Raw genomic sequence first — 15,298 nt, forward strand, 5'->3', positions numbered from 1 at the left:
CTCCTCCATAGACCGAAAACCGCAAAGGCCGCCGGACACGGCGAGCGATCGTCTCCGCCGTCCTGGCGGTCACTCTCTCTGCCGGGGGTGCAACAGCCTGGGCCCTGGACCGCTTCGTCATTCCGCACGCCGAAATCACCAACGTCTCGGAATACGAAGCCAGCCAGGCCGGCACCACCGAAACCACGACGACGGACAGCAGCGCCGCTGATTCCTCCGCGAGCGCCGTGGTCACTGATACTGGGTACACCTCGGGTGACACCGGTATCAGCATCAGCAAGGTAACTACCGGCAGCGGCGACAGCACCGTAACGTACTACGTTGCCGACGTCGTGCTTGATGCGGCCACCACGCTGAAGTCGGCATTCGCGGAGGACACGTACGGCGGCAACATCACTGAAAACACCTCCGCGATCGCCCAGGACCACAACGCGATCTTCGCCATCAACGGCGACTACTACGGTTTCCGGGACACCGGCATCGTGATCCGCAACGGTGTGGTGTATCGGGATGAGGGCGCACGGCAGGGCCTGGCCTTCTACAAGGACGGCACCGTCAAGGTGTACGACGAGACCACCACCACCGCTGACCAACTCATCGCGGATGGCGTTTGGAACACCCTCTCGTTTGGCCCGTCGCTGCTGGACAACGGCGAGATTGCCTCGGGCATCGAGGACGTGGAAGTTGATACCAATTTCGGCAACCACTCCATCCAGGGCGAACAGCCGCGCACGGCGGTGGGCGTCATCGACCAAAACCATCTGGTGTTCGTGGTGGTGGACGGGCGCAGCCCCGGCTACTCCGCCGGCGTCACCATGACGGGCCTGGCGCAGATCATGAAGGACCTCGGCGCCACCACCGCGTACAACATCGACGGCGGCGGCTCCTCCACCATGTACTTCAACGGATCCCTGGTGAACAACCCGCTCGGCGAGAACAAAGAGCGCGGCACCTCGGACATCCTCTACATCGCCCGGTCATGATCATCCTGATACCGGCCTACGAGCCGGACCACCAGCTCATCACCCTTGTCCGAAACCTCCAGGAAGCAGAGCCGTGGATCAGCATCGTGGTGGTGGACGACGGTTCCGGCCCCGAGTACAAGGACACGTTCGACGCCGCCGCCCAGCTTGGGTGCCATTTGCTTGGCTACGCCGTGAACGGCGGGAAAGGTCACGCCCTCAAGAGCGGCTTCGCCTTCATCGCTGAGCGTTTTCCGGGACATGACGTGGTATGCGCCGACAGCGATGGGCAGCATGGCGTGGCGGATATCCTGGCCGTCGCCGACCGGGTCCGGCACGTCACCGCGGCCATGGTCCTGGGCTCCCGGAACTTCACCGGGAATGTCCCGGCCCGGAGCCGGTTCGGCAACACCGTGACCCGCGGCCTGTTCAGGCTAGCGACGGGCCAGCGGATCACGGACACCCAGACGGGCCTGCGGGGCTACAAAGCGGACATGCTCCCTTGGTTGCTGACGGTCCGCGGACAGCGGTACGAGTACGAACTGAACCTGCTGCTCGAAGCGAAGCATGCGGGCTACGGCATCAGCAGCGTCGGGATCGCCACCGTGTACCTGAACGACAACGCAGGCTCGCACTTCCGGCCTGTCGCGGACTCGATCAGGATCTATGCCCCCCTGCTGAAGTTCCTGGGCTCGTCCCTGTCCGCTTTCGTGGTGGACATGGTGATGTTCCTGGTGCTCATCGGTGTCACGGACTCCCTGCTCATTGCCGTGCTGGGTGCCCGGCTGGTCAGCGCCACAGTGAACTTCCTGGTCAACCGGCGCCTGGTGTTCGAGCACGGCAAAGACCGGCCACTGCGGGTGGCCGCGGCCGGCTATGTGGCCCTGGTGCTGGTGTTGCTGGCGGCCAACTACGCCTCGATCCTGGCGCTGACGTCCGTTTCCGTCCCGGACCTGCCCGCAAAGATCCTCACGGAGGCCGCGCTGCTGGGCATCAGTTTCGTAGTGCAGCACCGTTTCCTGTTCACCCGCAAAGGCCGTGCCGCACAGAAGGAAACGCATACCCCACCCTTGGTCCCGGCACAGTTCCAGCACAGCGTGGCCCTGAAAAGTGGACACCAATTCCCCCAGAGATTCCGGAGTAACCGATGAACACCCTCATCCTCATAGCGGCAGACCTCGCTGCCATTTCCATCCTCACGTTGGCCCTGTACCTCCGCCGCCACAGGCGCCGTGACCTGGTGGTGTCCTACCTCGGCATGAACGTGGGAGTCCTCGCAGTCGCCACCGCACTGTCCGGTTCTGCTGCCGGCGTTGGTTTGGGCCTGGGGCTGTTCGGTGTGCTCTCGATCATCCGGCTCCGCTCCACCGAACTTGCCCAGCACGAGGTTGCCTACTACTTCTCGGCACTGGCGCTGGGCCTGATCTCGGGCATCGGCGTCGAGCCTCTGTGGTTGACGTTGTCCCTCATGTCGTTGGTCCTGCTGGTGATGTTCATTGGTGACAACCCGAAGGTCCTGCCCTCCTACCGCCACCAGACGGTGGTGCTGGACCGGGCCATCAACGACGAAGCCGAACTCTACGTCCGGCTGGAAGAAGTCCTCAACGGTACCGTCCACTCGGCCACCATCCAGGAGCTGGACCTGGTGAATGACAAGACGATCGTGGATGTCCGCTACGCGGTCCGCCCCGCCCGGCTCACCGTCAACCATCCAGCGGGCGCGCTGACAGAGGCCCCGCAGGAACTGCCTGCCCAGCCGTCGCCCCAGCCGTCCATGCCCACCTCTGCGGGTGTCGCATGAGCCGGCCCGAAGCTCCAGGGGTCATGCCCCACCTGGGCCGGCTTTCCGCCGTCGGGCTTGAAGAACTCACTGCTGAAGCCGCGCTGCTGACCCGTGTTGACCGCAAGTACCTGGTTCCCTCGGCAGCAGCCCGACGCGTCCTCTCCACTTTCACCACCCACGCCCGTGTCCTGGAAATGGACGGGGCCCGGACCTTCGCCTACGACTCCGTGTACTTCGACACCCCGGCACTGGACAGTTACATGCTGGCAGCCCACGGGCGGCGCCGGCGCTTCAAGATCCGCACCCGGACCTACGTGGACAGCGCCGTCAGCTTCCTTGAAGTCAAGACCGAAGGAGCACGTGAAGCCACCGTCAAGGAACGCATCCCGTACGAACTTTGCGACCGCGACCGGCTGACCGACGAAGGCCTTCTCTATGTAAACGAGACCCTTTCCGCGGCCATCGGGGACGTCACGTTCGGCCCCTTGTCCCCCGTCCTGTCCACGCAGTACAACCGCACCACGCTGTTCCTGCCTGAGTCGGGAAGCCGCGCCACCATCGATTCCGACGTCACCTGGCAGCGGCCGGACGGGCAGCCCTGGGTCCTGGACAACGCGGTGGTGGTGGAGACCAAGTCCGGCTCCGCCCCGGGCCCCTTGGACCGGCACCTCTGGGCCAACGGCGTCCGGCCGTGCCGCATCTCCAAGTTCGCCACCGGCATGGCCGCACTCCACCCGGAACTGCCCGCAAACCGGTGGAATCAAACCCTTCGGCGCAGGATGCCGCTGCGCCCCCTCAACCAACTCCCCCAAAGCTAAGGAATCAACCATGCGCTCATTCCGCACCTCCCTGTCCATTGCCGCCGTCGCGCTGGCGATCTCCCTGGCCGGCTGCTCCGCCCCAACCACCGGCTCCACCTCCTCAGGCACCTCCGGCACGGCCACAACAACCACCACCCAGCAGGCAGTCACCGCCGCCACCATCGAAGAAGACACCCACTACGACGGCGACGACCTCAGCTGGGACGCCTCAACGGAAGTGGCCATCAGCCTGGCCGACGGCGGCAGCAAAGTGACGTCGTCGTCCTCCACCGGCGTGGCGGTGGACGGCAATACCGTCACCATCAGTGCCGCCGGAACCTACCGCCTCAGCGGCTCGCTGACTGACGGAAAGATCATGGTGGCCGCGGGCGATTCAGACACGGTGAGGATCATCCTGGACGGGGTGCAGCTTGGTAACTCCAGCGGTTCCCCGTTCGTGGTGCAAAGCGCCGATGAAGCGATCCTGTACCTGGAGGACGGCAGCACCAACACCGTAACGGATGCCGCAAGCTACGCGGACCAAGGCGACGACGCACCCAACGCGGCCCTCTTCTCCATGGCGGACCTGACCATTGCCGGGCCCGGTTCCCTGAAGGTCACCGGAAAGTACAACGACGGCATCGTCTCCAAGGACGGCCTGGTCCTGGCATCGGGCAAAGTCACCGTCGAGGCAGCAGACGACGGCATCCGGGGGAAGGACTACACCGTGCTCCTGGACGGCGCCTACCAGGTGACCGCGGGCGGCGACGGGGTGAAGGCCGACAACGAGACGGACGAGGGGCGGGGCTGGCTGCTGGTCAGCGGTGGTTCCCTCTCCGTGACCGCGGGAGATGACGGCGTGAAGGCGTTCAACACCTTGACTGTTTCCGGCGGCACAGTGAACGTAGCCAAGTCCGAAGAAGGGCTGGAGGCGCAGCACATCGCCATCTCCGGCGGGGACGTGACCGTCACTTCCAACGATGACGGCGTGAACGCCTCGGGCGGAGCCTCCTCCAGCACTGCCGACGGCGGCGGCATGGGTGGCGGGATGGGCGGCGGCATGGGTGGGGGCGAGACCGTCGCGATTACAGCGTTGACGTCTCCGGCGGGACACTGACCATCAATGCGCAGGGTGACGGTTTGGACTCGAACGGAAACGCCAGCATTTCCGGCGGGACCGTCGTGGTCAACGGGCCCACCAACGACGGCAACGGAGCACTGGATGTCAACGGCGAGCTGGCCGTTTCCGGAGGCACCGTGGCTGCTGCGGGAAGCGCCGGGATGGCCGTTACCCCGGGAACGTCGTCCACGCAATCCGGTCTGCAGATCACGTTCAGTTCCTCCGTACCTGCGGGCACCCCGGTTCACATCGTCGACTCGTCGGGAGCCGTGGTGGCGACGTTCGTGACCACCAAGACCATCGCATCCCTGGTGTTCTCCTCTTCCGCGATCGCCGACGGTGCCACGTACACGGTGTACACGGGCGGCACCGCCGATGCCACAGCCGGCCTCACGACGGGATCCATCGACGGCGCCAAGCAACAGGGCACCGTGACCGCGGGCCAGTACACCCAGGCGCAAGGTCCCGGCCGCCGCTGAGCTTCGTGGCAGGTGCAATTCTGCTGGATCATTCGTCATCGCCCCGACGCGGTCCCCGGTAATCCGGGGATCTTCAGAGGGAACAAGCGAATGATCCAGCAGAAAACGGGACGCAAGCCTCGCCCGCAAACTTGATGCGAACTTGAGCCAATCGAAAAGGTTCCTTGATGTAGCGGCGCCACGCTGGAATCAGCCGGAATACCAATACAAAGGCATTCCGACAACGAATTTCCGGTATGAAGCACAACGATGTGGGGGAACCAGTGGAACAGTCAGCAGCCGTCGACGAGGTGGTGGCCGTGAAGGGCATCATCCAGGACCAGAACCCCGTGGATTTCTACGCGTTGGGTGTCGCAGGGTGCATCGACCGACTTGCCGCGCCGCTTCGCCGCGCCGGTGTCACGGTCCACTGGCATACTCCCCACCACGGCATCGAGATCTCGTCCTCCGCCGCAGGGCTCCTGTACCACGTGGCGCAGGAAGCGTTCAGCAACACGTTGAACTACGCGAACGCCAGTGAACTCACCATCCGCCTCAACGCTGTCTACCATGGCATCCAGCTCACCATCACGGACGACGGTGACGGCTTCGAGATCCACGCTGCGCCCAGCGGCCGCAGGCATGGTTTTGGATTGCTGTTGATGTCGATCGCCGTTCACGACGCCGGCGGGACAGTCGACATCGACTCCGCGGTTGGGCGGGGCACCAGTGTCCGGGTGACACTGCCGCTGGATTGAGTCCGATTTGGGACCTTCATTGCGTACCTGAGCCATGGAACAACTGACGTTCCGGACGTATTCTGTAGCTACTTTTCAGCCTGGCATCCCTACGGATTGGCACGAAAATGGCGCGGAACAACAGAGGACCACTGGGTCTGGGCAAGGTCCTGTTAAGGATCTTCGGGTTCTTCTTCGTGAGCCTGCTCTGCGGGGTGTTGATCTCCGGCTTCGTGGTCCCGGTGGTTGCCCTCACCAGCACAACCGTGGGTGGGTCCATAGGTTTCTACGAGAGTCTTCCCAGCCAGCTCGACGTGGAGTCACCTTCCCTTTCCAGCAAGGTGGTCACCGCTGACGGCCAACTCATCGCCACGTTTTTCGCCGAGAACAGGGTCAAGGTTCCTCTCGAGGACATGTCGCCGTTCATCCGCGAAGCAATCGTAGCCATCGAAGACAGCCGTTTCTACGAGCATCCGGGTGTGGATGCGCACGGAATCATGCGGGCGCTGACCTCCAACCTGACCAAAGGAACCAAGCAGGGGGCCTCCACGCTGACGCAGCAGTACGTCACCAACGTCCTCAACGAGTCCCGGCTTTCACAGGGCCGCCCCGAGGACGTAGTACTCAGCGGCGAGAAAACAGTGGGAGACAAGCTGCGCGAGATCAAGCTCGCCCTGGAACTGGAGAAACGCTTCAGCAAGGACCAGATCCTTGAGGGATACCTGAACATCGTGTTCTTCAACAGGAATGCCTACGGCATCGAGGCTGCGTCCCGCTACTTCTTCAGCACCTCCGCCGCGGAGCTGACACTGCCCCAGGCGGCGCTGTTGGCAGGCCTGGTGAATGGTCCCAGCATCTACGACCCCACGGTCGACCCGGCGGCAGCACTGGCCAGGCGCAACCTGGTGCTGGACCGGATGCTCGAACAGGGGAAGATCACCCCCGTGGACCATGGCGTGGCTGTGGCAACACCGGTGGAATTGAACATCACTCCATCCCTTCAAGGATGTGCCGGTGCTGCCATTGCCACGTATTTCTGCGATTACATCTCGCACCTCATCCTTAACAACGAGGCCTATGGTGACACGGTCCAGGATCGTGAACGGCTCCTGTATCGCGGCGGCCTCACCATCACCACCACACTGGACAGCAGGCTCCAGGCCATCGCCCAGCAACAGGTGGACGCATCCGCCGGTGATAACCCGGACAAATGGGGTGCTGCCATGACCACCGTGCAGCCAGGTACCGGTAAGGTCCTGGCGATGGCCCAGAACACGGTGTTCGTTCCACAAGAGGGGAAGTTCGACACCCAGCTGAACTTCAACGTGGATGCAAAAGACGAGAACGGCTACGACCTGAACGGTGCCGGAGGTTTCCAGCCCGGTTCCACCATGAAGCCCTTCATCTATGCGGAGTGGCTCAACGAAGGCAAGAACCCCACCGCCGTGGTGGACGCATCACGGCGGGTATACCCCGTGGGCTTCCCTTGGCGTTCCAGTTGCGGCAAGGTGCTGGGCGGCTACAGTACGGCACAGAAGGCACAAAACCTTGGCGCGGATGACGACCTGCAGAACAACGACCCTGGCTACTACCGCCCCATGCCCATCAACTACGGCCTCTACAACTCCATCAACACGGCCACTTTCGCCACAGCGGCACAGCTGGACTTCTGCGGAATCCAGCGGATGGTGGACACTGTTGGCCTGCACAGCGGGCTGGACAATGCCCCAATCAACATGCACCAGATCGGCAATCTCCTGGGTTCCATCGGCGTCGCGCCTCTTGTGTTGGCGAGCGCCTACGCCACCTTCGCCAATGACGGCACCTACTGCAAGCCCATCGCCATCACGGAGATCAGCGACGCCCAGGGCAGGGAATACGAAGCACAGACGCCGGAATGCCGTGAAGCCGTCAAGCCGGCTGTGGCACGGGGCGTAAATGCCGTACTCCAGGATGTGCTCAAGATGGGATCCGGCGTCTACATCGAACCCAAGGTCCAAAGCAGGGTCCCGGTAGCCGCCAAGACCGGAACGTCCAACAACAACGGCGCCACCTGGGTGGCCGGGTACACGACGGCGCTCGCCACGGCGTCGTTCTTTGGGGACACGACGGCGGGACAACAGCGGGCGGGCCAGAACGTCACCATCAACGGCAAGTTCTACAAATCCCTGGACGGCTACATGATCGCCGGTCCGCAATGGGCGAACTACATGATGGAAGCCACGGCGCTCTACCCAAGCGGACCCTTTGTGGCTCCTGCTCCCCCACCCGCCCAACAGCCCAGCACCAGTCCGGCAGCGCCGCAACGGTAGCCGTGCCACAGGTGACGTTGACGTCCACAGGGGGTTTCCGGCGTCGGACGTCGCGTTGCGGGGCCCGCTCTGCGTGGCATTCCCCGCGCTCAGCACGCAAAGCGGGCCTCACAACGGGAGGGGCTAGCGGGCGTAGCGCTCCGTGAAATTCCTGAGCACGCGCATGGGCTCTGTCACGGATGACTTCCGGGCTGTCTCGATGAGTTCATCGGCTTCGTGGGGCGGGAAATATCCGGCGTTCTTGTAGATGTTGATCCGCGTGATGAGTCCGTCGGCGTCCAGCTCGGGGTGGAACTGGGTTGCGTAGAGGTTGTTCTTGATGCGGAACATGTGCACGGGGCAGGCCTCCGAGCTGGCCAGCAATACTGCGTTCGGGGGCAGCTGGCTGCACGCTTCCTTGTGGCCGACGAAGGCCTCGAACCGGCGCGGGAGACCCTGCAGCAGCGGATCCCGGTCCCCTTCCGTCGTCAGGGTGATCTCCGTAGCTCCCACCGGCTCCCCGAAGCGCCGGTCGATGACTGCGCCCTGGTGCACTCCCAGCGTGCCGACACCGTAACAGGCACCCAGGAAGGGGAAGTCTTCCGCCACGATCCGGTCCAGGAGGGATGAGAGTTCCGTCTCAACCCGGACCTGGTCTGCGCTCTTCTCCTCCACAGGATCGCTTGAGGTGTAGGGACTTCCACCCACGATCACCCCGGAGTAGTCCGACAGTTCAAGAGGCGGCAAAGGCCCGGATTCCAGCCGGATCCGGATCAATTCGTCCGGTTTCAGTCCGCAGTAGCGTAGGTAAGCCTGGTACTCGTCATCTGCTGCGGCGTCTTCGGCGCGGGTAGCCAGCAATAGGAAGGGCTTCACAGGCCAAGTCTGCGTGAGGAATGGCCGGGAGACAAAGTGTGTTGCTGCAAGGGGGTGTCTGACAGGGACTCCCTCACACCGCCGTGGCTGCATACCGTTGTACGGACCCCCATGAAACAGCACCCCGAGCTTGACCCATCCCTGAGGAGCAATCTTTGACGCAGGACCCTTCGGTCGTCGAAACACCATCGCCCACGGCGTCACCCGCTGAAAGGCAGCAGCCCAGGAAGATCCCCTGGGGCGGACTGCTTGTGCTGGCAGCGGCCGGGTTCACTGCGGTAACCACCGAGCTTCTTCCTTCCGGCTTGCTTCCGCAAATCAGCCGCGACCTCGGTGTCGACGAGTCGGCAGTTGGTTCGCTGACCGCCGTGTATGCGGCGATCATCGTCTTCACGGCGCTCCCCCTATCCCGGTTCCTGGCCGGCAGGGTTCCCCGCAAGACGCTGCTGATCGCCACCGTGCTGGCTTTTGCGCTCAGCAATGTCCTGCTGGCGTTGAGCCCCGAGCTGGGGTGGGCGATCGGGGCCAGGCTACTCGGCGGCATCGCGCACGGAATGCTGTGGTCCAGCATGGCACCCTATGTGGCACGAATCGTTCCGGCACACTCCGTGGGTAAATCCATGGCCGTGGTGTTCAGCGGCAACAGCATCGCACTTGCAGTGGGGGCTCCCATCGGTACACTCATGGGTTCACTGATGACCTGGCGCGCTTCCTTCCTGGTTCTCGCGGGCGTGGGCGTGCTGTTGGCCGTGTTGGCCTTCTGGCTCCTTCCCGGCGCTCACGACAACGCCAGCCAGAAGGCTCCGTCCCTGCGTGCTGCCATGAAACTGCCGGGCGTCATCGCCGTGGCCATCGCCTGGCCCCTCCTGCTCCTGGCCCACTTCACCCTGTTCACCTACGTGGCGCCCTTCCTGCTGGCATCCGGGCTGCCGGAATCGGCCACCAGCATCTCCCTGTCCGTGGTGGGAATCGCCAGCCTGGTGGGGATTTGGATTGCCGGCATGACCGCCGACTCCCGTCCACGTGCCTCGGTGATTGCCGCCGTCGGACTCCTGACTCTTGCGTTCGCCCTGCTGCCGGCACTGGGCGGCACCTGGGTGGGGGCGTTCGGGCTGATGACGCTGTGGGGTATCGCGTTCGGCGCCGTGGGTATCTACAACCAGGCAGCGATTCTCCGGGCCGGCGGCGAGCACAAGGACGCTGCCAACGGCCTCACCGTGGTGACCATCCAACTGGGGATCGCCGTCGGGGCTGTCTATGGCGCGTTCGCCCTCACCACTGTGGGCGCCCAGCTGGTGCCCCTGGCCGCGGCGGTTCCGACAGCGATAGCGCTGGTGATCATCATCGCCAGCAGGCGCGGCGGCTACCCGGCCGGACCCAGGGAGAAGCGCCGTTAACATCCCCGAAACATGCCAGTGACCTGATCTTCACGAACGGGAGATTTCTGTAACTTACCTGCAACTTAGCTCTTCTGAGTCGGAAACATAGCTCACCGAATATTGATCGGGGGGCTTTACGGGAGCCGGATAAATCACGGCTCGTTTCGGACAGGCTTGAAAGAAGGGAACGCAGGTGGAGATCTCTGCGCAGAACGTCTGGATGATGTTGTCGGCGGCAATGGTGCTCTTCATGACCCCCGGCCTCGGCCTGTTCTACGGCGGCATGACCCGCGCCAAGGCAGCACTGAACATGATCATGATGAGCTTCATCTCCGCGGGGATCGTGGGTGTTGTCTGGGTCCTTTGGGGCTACTCGATGACTACCGGTGATGGCTTCCTGGGCCTGTTCGGCAACCCCTTCGCACACTTCGGCCTGCAGGACCTGGTGGGCACGCCCGACCTCATCAAGGCCACCTTCGCAGCGACCTTCGCCATCATCACCGTTGCCCTCATCAGCGGTGCCATAGCCGACCGGGCCAAGTTCGGTGCCTGGGCACTGTTCGTGCCGATCTGGATCACCGTTGTCTACTGCCCGCTGGCATACATGGTGTGGGGCGGCGGCCTGATGAGCGCCGGCGGGGCCGTGACTGAAGTCTTCGGCCAGGTCATCGACTTCGCCGGCGGTGCGGTAGTTGAGGTCAGCTCGGGAACTGCCGCTTTCGTCCTCGCATTGATCGTGGGAAAGCGCCATGGATTCGCCAAGGACCCCAACCACCGCCCGCACAACGTCCCCTTCATCATGATCGGCGCAGCAATCCTGTGGTTCGGCTGGTTCGGTTTCAACGGCGGCGCTGCCACCACTGCCGAGCAGGCCGGCCTGATCTGGGTCAACACCTTGGTAACTCCGGCAGCGGCCATGCTGAGCTGGCTTGTGGTCGAGAAGGTCCGCCACGGACACCCCACCTCCCTGGGTGCAGCGTCCGGCGTCGTGGCCGGCCTGGTTGCGATCACCCCTTCCTGCGCCAACATCAGCCCGCTGGCCGCCCTGGGTCTGGGTTTGGTGGCCGGTGCTGCCTGCGCGGTGTTCGTTGACCTGAAGTACAAGTTCGGTTTCGACGATTCCCTCGACGTTGTTGGCGTGCACTTCGGCGCCGGTGTCATCGGCACCCTGTCCCTGGGCTTCATCGCCTTCCCCCAGGACGGTGTGGCCGGCGGCCTCTTCTACGGCGGCGGCCCCCAGCAGCTCATTGCGCAACTCGTGGCTGTCGTGATCACCATCGCGCTCTCCGGTGTGGGCACCTTGGTCATTGGCCGGATCATCAACAAGACCATCGGCTTCCGGGTCCCGCACGAGCACGAAATCACCGGCGTGGACCTCACCCAGCATGCCGAGTCCGCTTACGAGTTCGGCCTCACTGCGCACGGGCACTTCCGCCAGCAGCAGGCGCACCTGTCCGCGCTGCTCAAGGGAAAGCCGGCCGCGGCCACTCCGGAGGCCAAGGAAGACAGCTTCGCCTAACGGCACCACCATCAAACAGCAGCCGACGGCGGGACCCTGGTTCCGCCGTCGGCTGCTGTTGTGTGCGCCCCGCCCAAGCGGGCAGCGTCCGGATTAGCCCGAGCCGTTCCAGAGGCGCTGCCACCAAGTCCGTTTGCCCGGCGCCTGCGGTTCCGGCTCCGGCGGAGAGGCGGCAGCACGCCGCTGCCGCCACCGTTCGAGTTCGGCATCCACATCCCTGAGTTTCGTGATGACCGGCGGCCCGCCTTGGAGCTGCCTCCGGGCCTCGATCACGCGTTTGTTGAAGTCCTCGAGGATGTCCCGGACTTGTTTCTCTCTGTATTGCTGATCCAGCTTCGCGTCCAGTTCGGCGTCTTCAATGCGCAGCAGGATGGCAGGAGGGCCGATCCCGCTCAGCCGTTCGCGCTGGATGAGTCCCTTGACCCACCAGTCGGGATCGTAGTGCTCGCCGAGCCCGGGGATCGGTTTGCCCGCGTACTTGAGGTTGTCGAACTTCCCTTGGTTCATGGCGTCCCGGATCAGGTATTCGACGCGGGCCGCGTCATCCACCTTCCGGCGCTTCTCGCGTTCTTCCGCGTCCGCAGCCTCAAGCTCGGCGTCCTCCTGGGCGTTGCCGCCCCAGCCGCGTACGGCCCGCAGTTCGGCCCCGCGCTCCAGCTTCCGTCTGAAAGCGTTGTTCCCGGCACTCATCGTGTCCGCCACCTCCTCGAACGGCAGCCCTCGTCTGCCGGAATTCGTGGTTCTCCGTCCAGTATTCCCCACCTTGCAGTGCTTAATCCGTACCCAGCGCGCCGTCGTCGAAACCGACAGGCCGCACCTCCACCACCCACTCTGAACGCGAAACTGCCCCGACACGCCGCGGGTACGGAGTGTCGGGGCAGTACGGGATCGAAAGTGGGCGGTGGCGGTGCAGTGGCAACGCCTAGCGGACGGCCATGCTCGGATCCAACTGCTCGATACCTTCCGGGGTCACCAGGACCACCCTCGCCGTACAGATGTCGTAGAACAGACCGGTCGCCTGCACTGTGCCGGATGCCAACGCCGGACCGGTGACGGGATGCTCGGCCAGCTTGCCCAGTTGCATTGCCACATTCACCATGCTGAGTTGATCCAGGCGGCTGAAACCTTCTGCTTCGGCGGCGCGGGCCACGGGATGTCCCGCCAGGAGTGCTTGGTAACTGGGGCGGGCATGTTCAAGCCAGGCATCGAACCCACGTCCCAGGCCAGCGGCTGATCCTTCCGCATCGGCGATCACGGCTTTCATGGCTCCGCAGTTGGAGTGGCCGCAGACAACGATCGAGTCCACGGACAAGGCCTTCACTGCAAAGGCCAGCGTGGAGTCAATGGAGGCGTCATGATCGTCGCTGCACACCACGTTGCCGATGTTCCTCAGGGTGAGGAGATCACCGGGACCACTGCTGGTGATCAGGTTCGGATTCACCCGCGAATCAACGCAGGCCACGAACAGGGTGTCGGGATTCTGGCCTTCGGTGAGGTCCTGGACCAGGGGCCGGACTTTGTCTGCGTGGCGGCGGTGGTATTTGTCGATGCCCAGGAGGATGGAGCGCAGCGGCGGGTGGGAGTCGCCGTCGTCGTTCCTTTGGCCGGCGGCATCGGCGGGCTGCCATGACGTACGCGGTGGCAGCGGAAATTCGCGCGGTTCCTGGCGCTGCGGCGAGTTGTCCTCGGCGTCGCTGAAGGCGGTGGTGCCGTGCTCCTCCACCACCACGGCTGCTCCGCCGTTCCTCTGCTGTTTCTCCCACGCCACCAGTGCTTCGCGGAAGGCATGATCCAGGTAGTCGGCGTTGAGTTCCACTACAGCGTCCTGGCCTTCGGGCACGGAGTGCAGGACGCGGTTGAGCCGGGGCAGCGCGAAGAAGCTGCACGAGCCGGCGATCGTTACGCGCCAGGGCAGCCCGGTTCCTGCCGGGGCGTGCGCCTGGATCTGGGCACGAAGGACCCGCCACAGCACGCACAGGGCGGCGAGTGCCAGGCCGATGATGACGCCCTCCAGGAGGTTCAGCGCGACGACGCACACCAGCGTGACGGCATAGACCAGGAGGTCGCCCGTGCGAAGACTGGTGCGGATGTCGGCCACTTTGACGAGCTTCGCGCCGATCACCAACAGCAGACCGGCAAGGACAGAAAGCGGGATCAGCTGGATGAGGCCGGCGAACAAGGCCGAGAAGACCAGGACCCAAACGCCATGCAGGATGGCGGACGTCCGGCTTTTCGCGCCGGCTTCGACATTGGTGGCGCTGCGGACGATGACCCCGGTGACCGGCAATCCACCGAGCATGCCGGAGACCATGTTCGCCGAGCCTTGACCGACGAGTTCGCGGTTGAGGTTGGTCCGGATTCCGCCGTGCATCTTGTCCACGGCCACGGCGGACAGCAGCGATTCGATGCTGGCGATCAGCGCCACCGTGATAACGGCCATGGCGGCGGCGCGCCAGTTGCCATCAGGCAGGCTGGGGAGTGCGACGGCGTCGAAAATCGAACCCGTGAAGCTGATCCGCTCCACGCCCGGCGCCACCGCTACGGACAGCGCGGTGACGGCAACGACGGCGGCCAGGGGTCCCGGCACTTTACGCACCGCAGCGGGGAGGAACTTCCACGTCAGCAGAATCGCGACGACGGCCAGTCCCAGCAGTGCCGAGTGCAGCTCAACGTTGGTGACTGCGGCTGGCAGTGCGGTGAGGTTGTCGACGGCGGAGCCTGCGGCCTGCCCGCCGAGGAGGACATGGAGCTGCTGCAGGATGATCGTGATTCCGATGCCCGCGAGCATCGCCTTGACCACCACTGGCGACACTGCCAGCGCGGCCCGGCCTATGCGGCTGACGCCCATGAGCAGTTGAACGACGCCGGCTGCAGCGGTGATCGCGCACGTCACCTGCCAGCCGAACTCGGCGACCAGACCGGCGACGACGACGGTCAGTCCCGCGGCGGGGCCGCTCACCTGCAGCGGGGAGCCGCCAAGTCTGCCCGCGACAATGCCGCCAACGGCTGCGGCAATGAGCCCGGCCATGATCGGAGCACCGGAGGCTGCGGCGATTCCAAGGGAAAGCGGAAGGGCTACGAGGAAGACCACGAGTGAGGCAGGGAGATCCGCACCGAGGTTGCTGAGGAAACTTGGCTTCTTTGTTCCCGGGCCCGGCGGGCTGTGGGAGTCGGTGGGGACGGTGGCGGATTCGTTGGGCTGAGGCATTGGTTCTCCTGGCTCGGAATGTGCTGACCCTTCCAAGCTACGGAACCTGTCACGGTTAATGACAACAAGATGTGACAAGCGTGACAAAAGCTGTGAAGATGCGCTTCATGTTGGGACCTATGGGAACTTTGACGGGGGTGGCGCGCGTTGGGGGTCCGGAGCGTG

At 64.2% G+C, this 15,298-nt stretch carries 13 protein-coding genes; 10 read left to right on the forward strand and 3 right to left on the reverse strand.

The genetic code is table 11. The annotated features are described in order from the left end of the window. Positions 1-47 precede the first annotated feature (47 nt). The 8 genes from HMI60_RS16430 (at position 48) to HMI60_RS16460 (ending at position 8,172) form a co-directional block, all read left to right on the forward strand. A complete protein-coding gene (locus HMI60_RS16430) occupies positions 48-983 on the forward strand; it encodes a phosphodiester glycosidase family protein (RefSeq protein ID WP_193591206.1) in 936 nt (311 codons plus the stop codon). Further along, complete coding sequence (locus HMI60_RS16435) at positions 980-2,113, forward strand: bifunctional glycosyltransferase family 2/GtrA family protein (protein WP_193590001.1); 1,134 nt, start codon at positions 980-982, stop codon at positions 2,111-2,113. The genes HMI60_RS16430 and HMI60_RS16435 overlap by 4 nt, the downstream gene beginning before the upstream one ends. Beyond that, positions 2,110-2,763 carry a DUF4956 domain-containing protein gene (locus tag HMI60_RS16440; protein ID WP_055972406.1) on the forward strand — a complete coding sequence of 218 codons (654 nt, stop codon included), beginning with the start codon at positions 2,110-2,112 and terminating at the stop codon, positions 2,761-2,763. The genes HMI60_RS16435 and HMI60_RS16440 overlap by 4 nt, the downstream gene beginning before the upstream one ends. Beyond that, positions 2,760-3,563 (forward strand): polyphosphate polymerase domain-containing protein, encoded by an 804-nt coding sequence (locus HMI60_RS16445; protein WP_227453567.1) that lies wholly within the window; start codon positions 2,760-2,762, stop codon positions 3,561-3,563. The genes HMI60_RS16440 and HMI60_RS16445 overlap by 4 nt, the downstream gene beginning before the upstream one ends. Before the next feature lie 10 nt (positions 3,564-3,573). Further along, a complete protein-coding gene (locus HMI60_RS16450) occupies positions 3,574-4,662 on the forward strand; it encodes a carbohydrate-binding domain-containing protein (protein ID WP_227453568.1) in 1,089 nt (362 codons plus the stop codon). A gap of 23 nt (positions 4,663-4,685) precedes the next feature. Next, positions 4,686-5,144, forward strand: coding sequence for a hypothetical protein (locus HMI60_RS21100; protein ID WP_227453569.1), 459 nt, complete (start codon positions 4,686-4,688; stop codon positions 5,142-5,144). A 236-nt stretch (positions 5,145-5,380) separates the two neighbouring features. Further along, the gene (locus tag HMI60_RS16455) at positions 5,381-5,881 is read left to right on the forward strand and encodes a sensor histidine kinase (RefSeq protein WP_018778828.1); all 501 of its coding nucleotides are present in this window, start codon (positions 5,381-5,383) and stop codon (positions 5,879-5,881) included. A gap of 107 nt (positions 5,882-5,988) precedes the next feature. Further along, positions 5,989-8,172: a transglycosylase domain-containing protein gene (locus tag HMI60_RS16460; protein ID WP_018778827.1), complete on the forward strand. Its 2,184-nt coding sequence runs from the start codon at positions 5,989-5,991 to the stop codon at positions 8,170-8,172. Positions 8,173-8,295: 123 nt separating this feature from the next. Here HMI60_RS16460 and HMI60_RS16465 read toward each other — a convergent pair whose 3' ends face one another. After that, entirely contained in the window at positions 8,296-9,027 is a 732-nt protein-coding gene (locus tag HMI60_RS16465; protein ID WP_193590002.1) for a glutamine amidotransferase, read from the reverse strand. A gap of 155 nt (positions 9,028-9,182) precedes the next feature. On the opposite strand from HMI60_RS16465, the gene HMI60_RS16470 reads away from it, so the two are divergent. Both HMI60_RS16470 and HMI60_RS16475 read left to right on the forward strand, forming a co-directional pair. Further along, positions 9,183-10,424 carry an MFS transporter gene (locus HMI60_RS16470; protein ID WP_039242894.1) on the forward strand — a complete coding sequence of 414 codons (1,242 nt, stop codon included), beginning with the start codon at positions 9,183-9,185 and terminating at the stop codon, positions 10,422-10,424. 175 nt (positions 10,425-10,599) lie between these two features. Continuing rightward, complete coding sequence (locus tag HMI60_RS16475; RefSeq protein WP_018778824.1) at positions 10,600-11,925, forward strand: ammonium transporter; 1,326 nt, start codon at positions 10,600-10,602, stop codon at positions 11,923-11,925. 93 nt (positions 11,926-12,018) lie between these two features. Here HMI60_RS16475 and HMI60_RS16480 read toward each other — a convergent pair whose 3' ends face one another. Both HMI60_RS16480 and HMI60_RS16485 read right to left on the reverse strand, forming a co-directional pair. Continuing rightward, a complete protein-coding gene (locus tag HMI60_RS16480; RefSeq protein ID WP_193590003.1) occupies positions 12,019-12,615 on the reverse strand; it encodes a DUF1992 domain-containing protein in 597 nt (198 codons plus the stop codon). A 232-nt stretch (positions 12,616-12,847) separates the two neighbouring features. Next, positions 12,848-15,133, reverse strand: coding sequence for a bifunctional SulP family inorganic anion transporter/carbonic anhydrase (locus HMI60_RS16485; protein ID WP_193590004.1), 2,286 nt, complete (start codon positions 15,131-15,133; stop codon positions 12,848-12,850). Positions 15,134-15,298 lie beyond the last annotated feature (165 nt).

Source organism: Paenarthrobacter sp. YJN-D (assembly GCF_015040335.1).
Lineage (GTDB): Bacteria > Actinomycetota > Actinomycetes > Actinomycetales > Micrococcaceae > Arthrobacter > Arthrobacter nicotinovorans.

What these genes read in the sequence shown, in the direction of transcription:
- HMI60_RS16435 (WP_193590001.1), top strand. Translation starts at nt 980, where the DNA reads ATGATCATCCTGATACCGGCCTACGAGCCGGACCACCAGCTCATCACC.
- HMI60_RS16440 (WP_055972406.1), top strand. Translation starts at nt 2,110, where the DNA reads ATGAACACCCTCATCCTCATAGCGGCAGACCTCGCTGCCATTTCCATC.
- HMI60_RS16445 (WP_227453567.1), top strand. Translation starts at nt 2,760, where the DNA reads ATGAGCCGGCCCGAAGCTCCAGGGGTCATGCCCCACCTGGGCCGGCTT.
- HMI60_RS16450 (WP_227453568.1), top strand. Translation starts at nt 3,574, where the DNA reads ATGCGCTCATTCCGCACCTCCCTGTCCATTGCCGCCGTCGCGCTGGCG.
- HMI60_RS16455 (WP_018778828.1), top strand. Translation starts at nt 5,381, where the DNA reads ATGAAGCACAACGATGTGGGGGAACCAGTGGAACAGTCAGCAGCCGTC.
- HMI60_RS16460 (WP_018778827.1), top strand. Translation starts at nt 5,989, where the DNA reads ATGGCGCGGAACAACAGAGGACCACTGGGTCTGGGCAAGGTCCTGTTA.
- HMI60_RS16480 (WP_193590003.1), bottom strand. Translation starts at nt 12,615, where the DNA reads ATGAGTGCCGGGAACAACGCTTTCAGACGGAAGCTGGAGCGCGGGGCC.
- HMI60_RS16485 (WP_193590004.1), bottom strand. Translation starts at nt 15,133, where the DNA reads ATGCCTCAGCCCAACGAATCCGCCACCGTCCCCACCGACTCCCACAGC.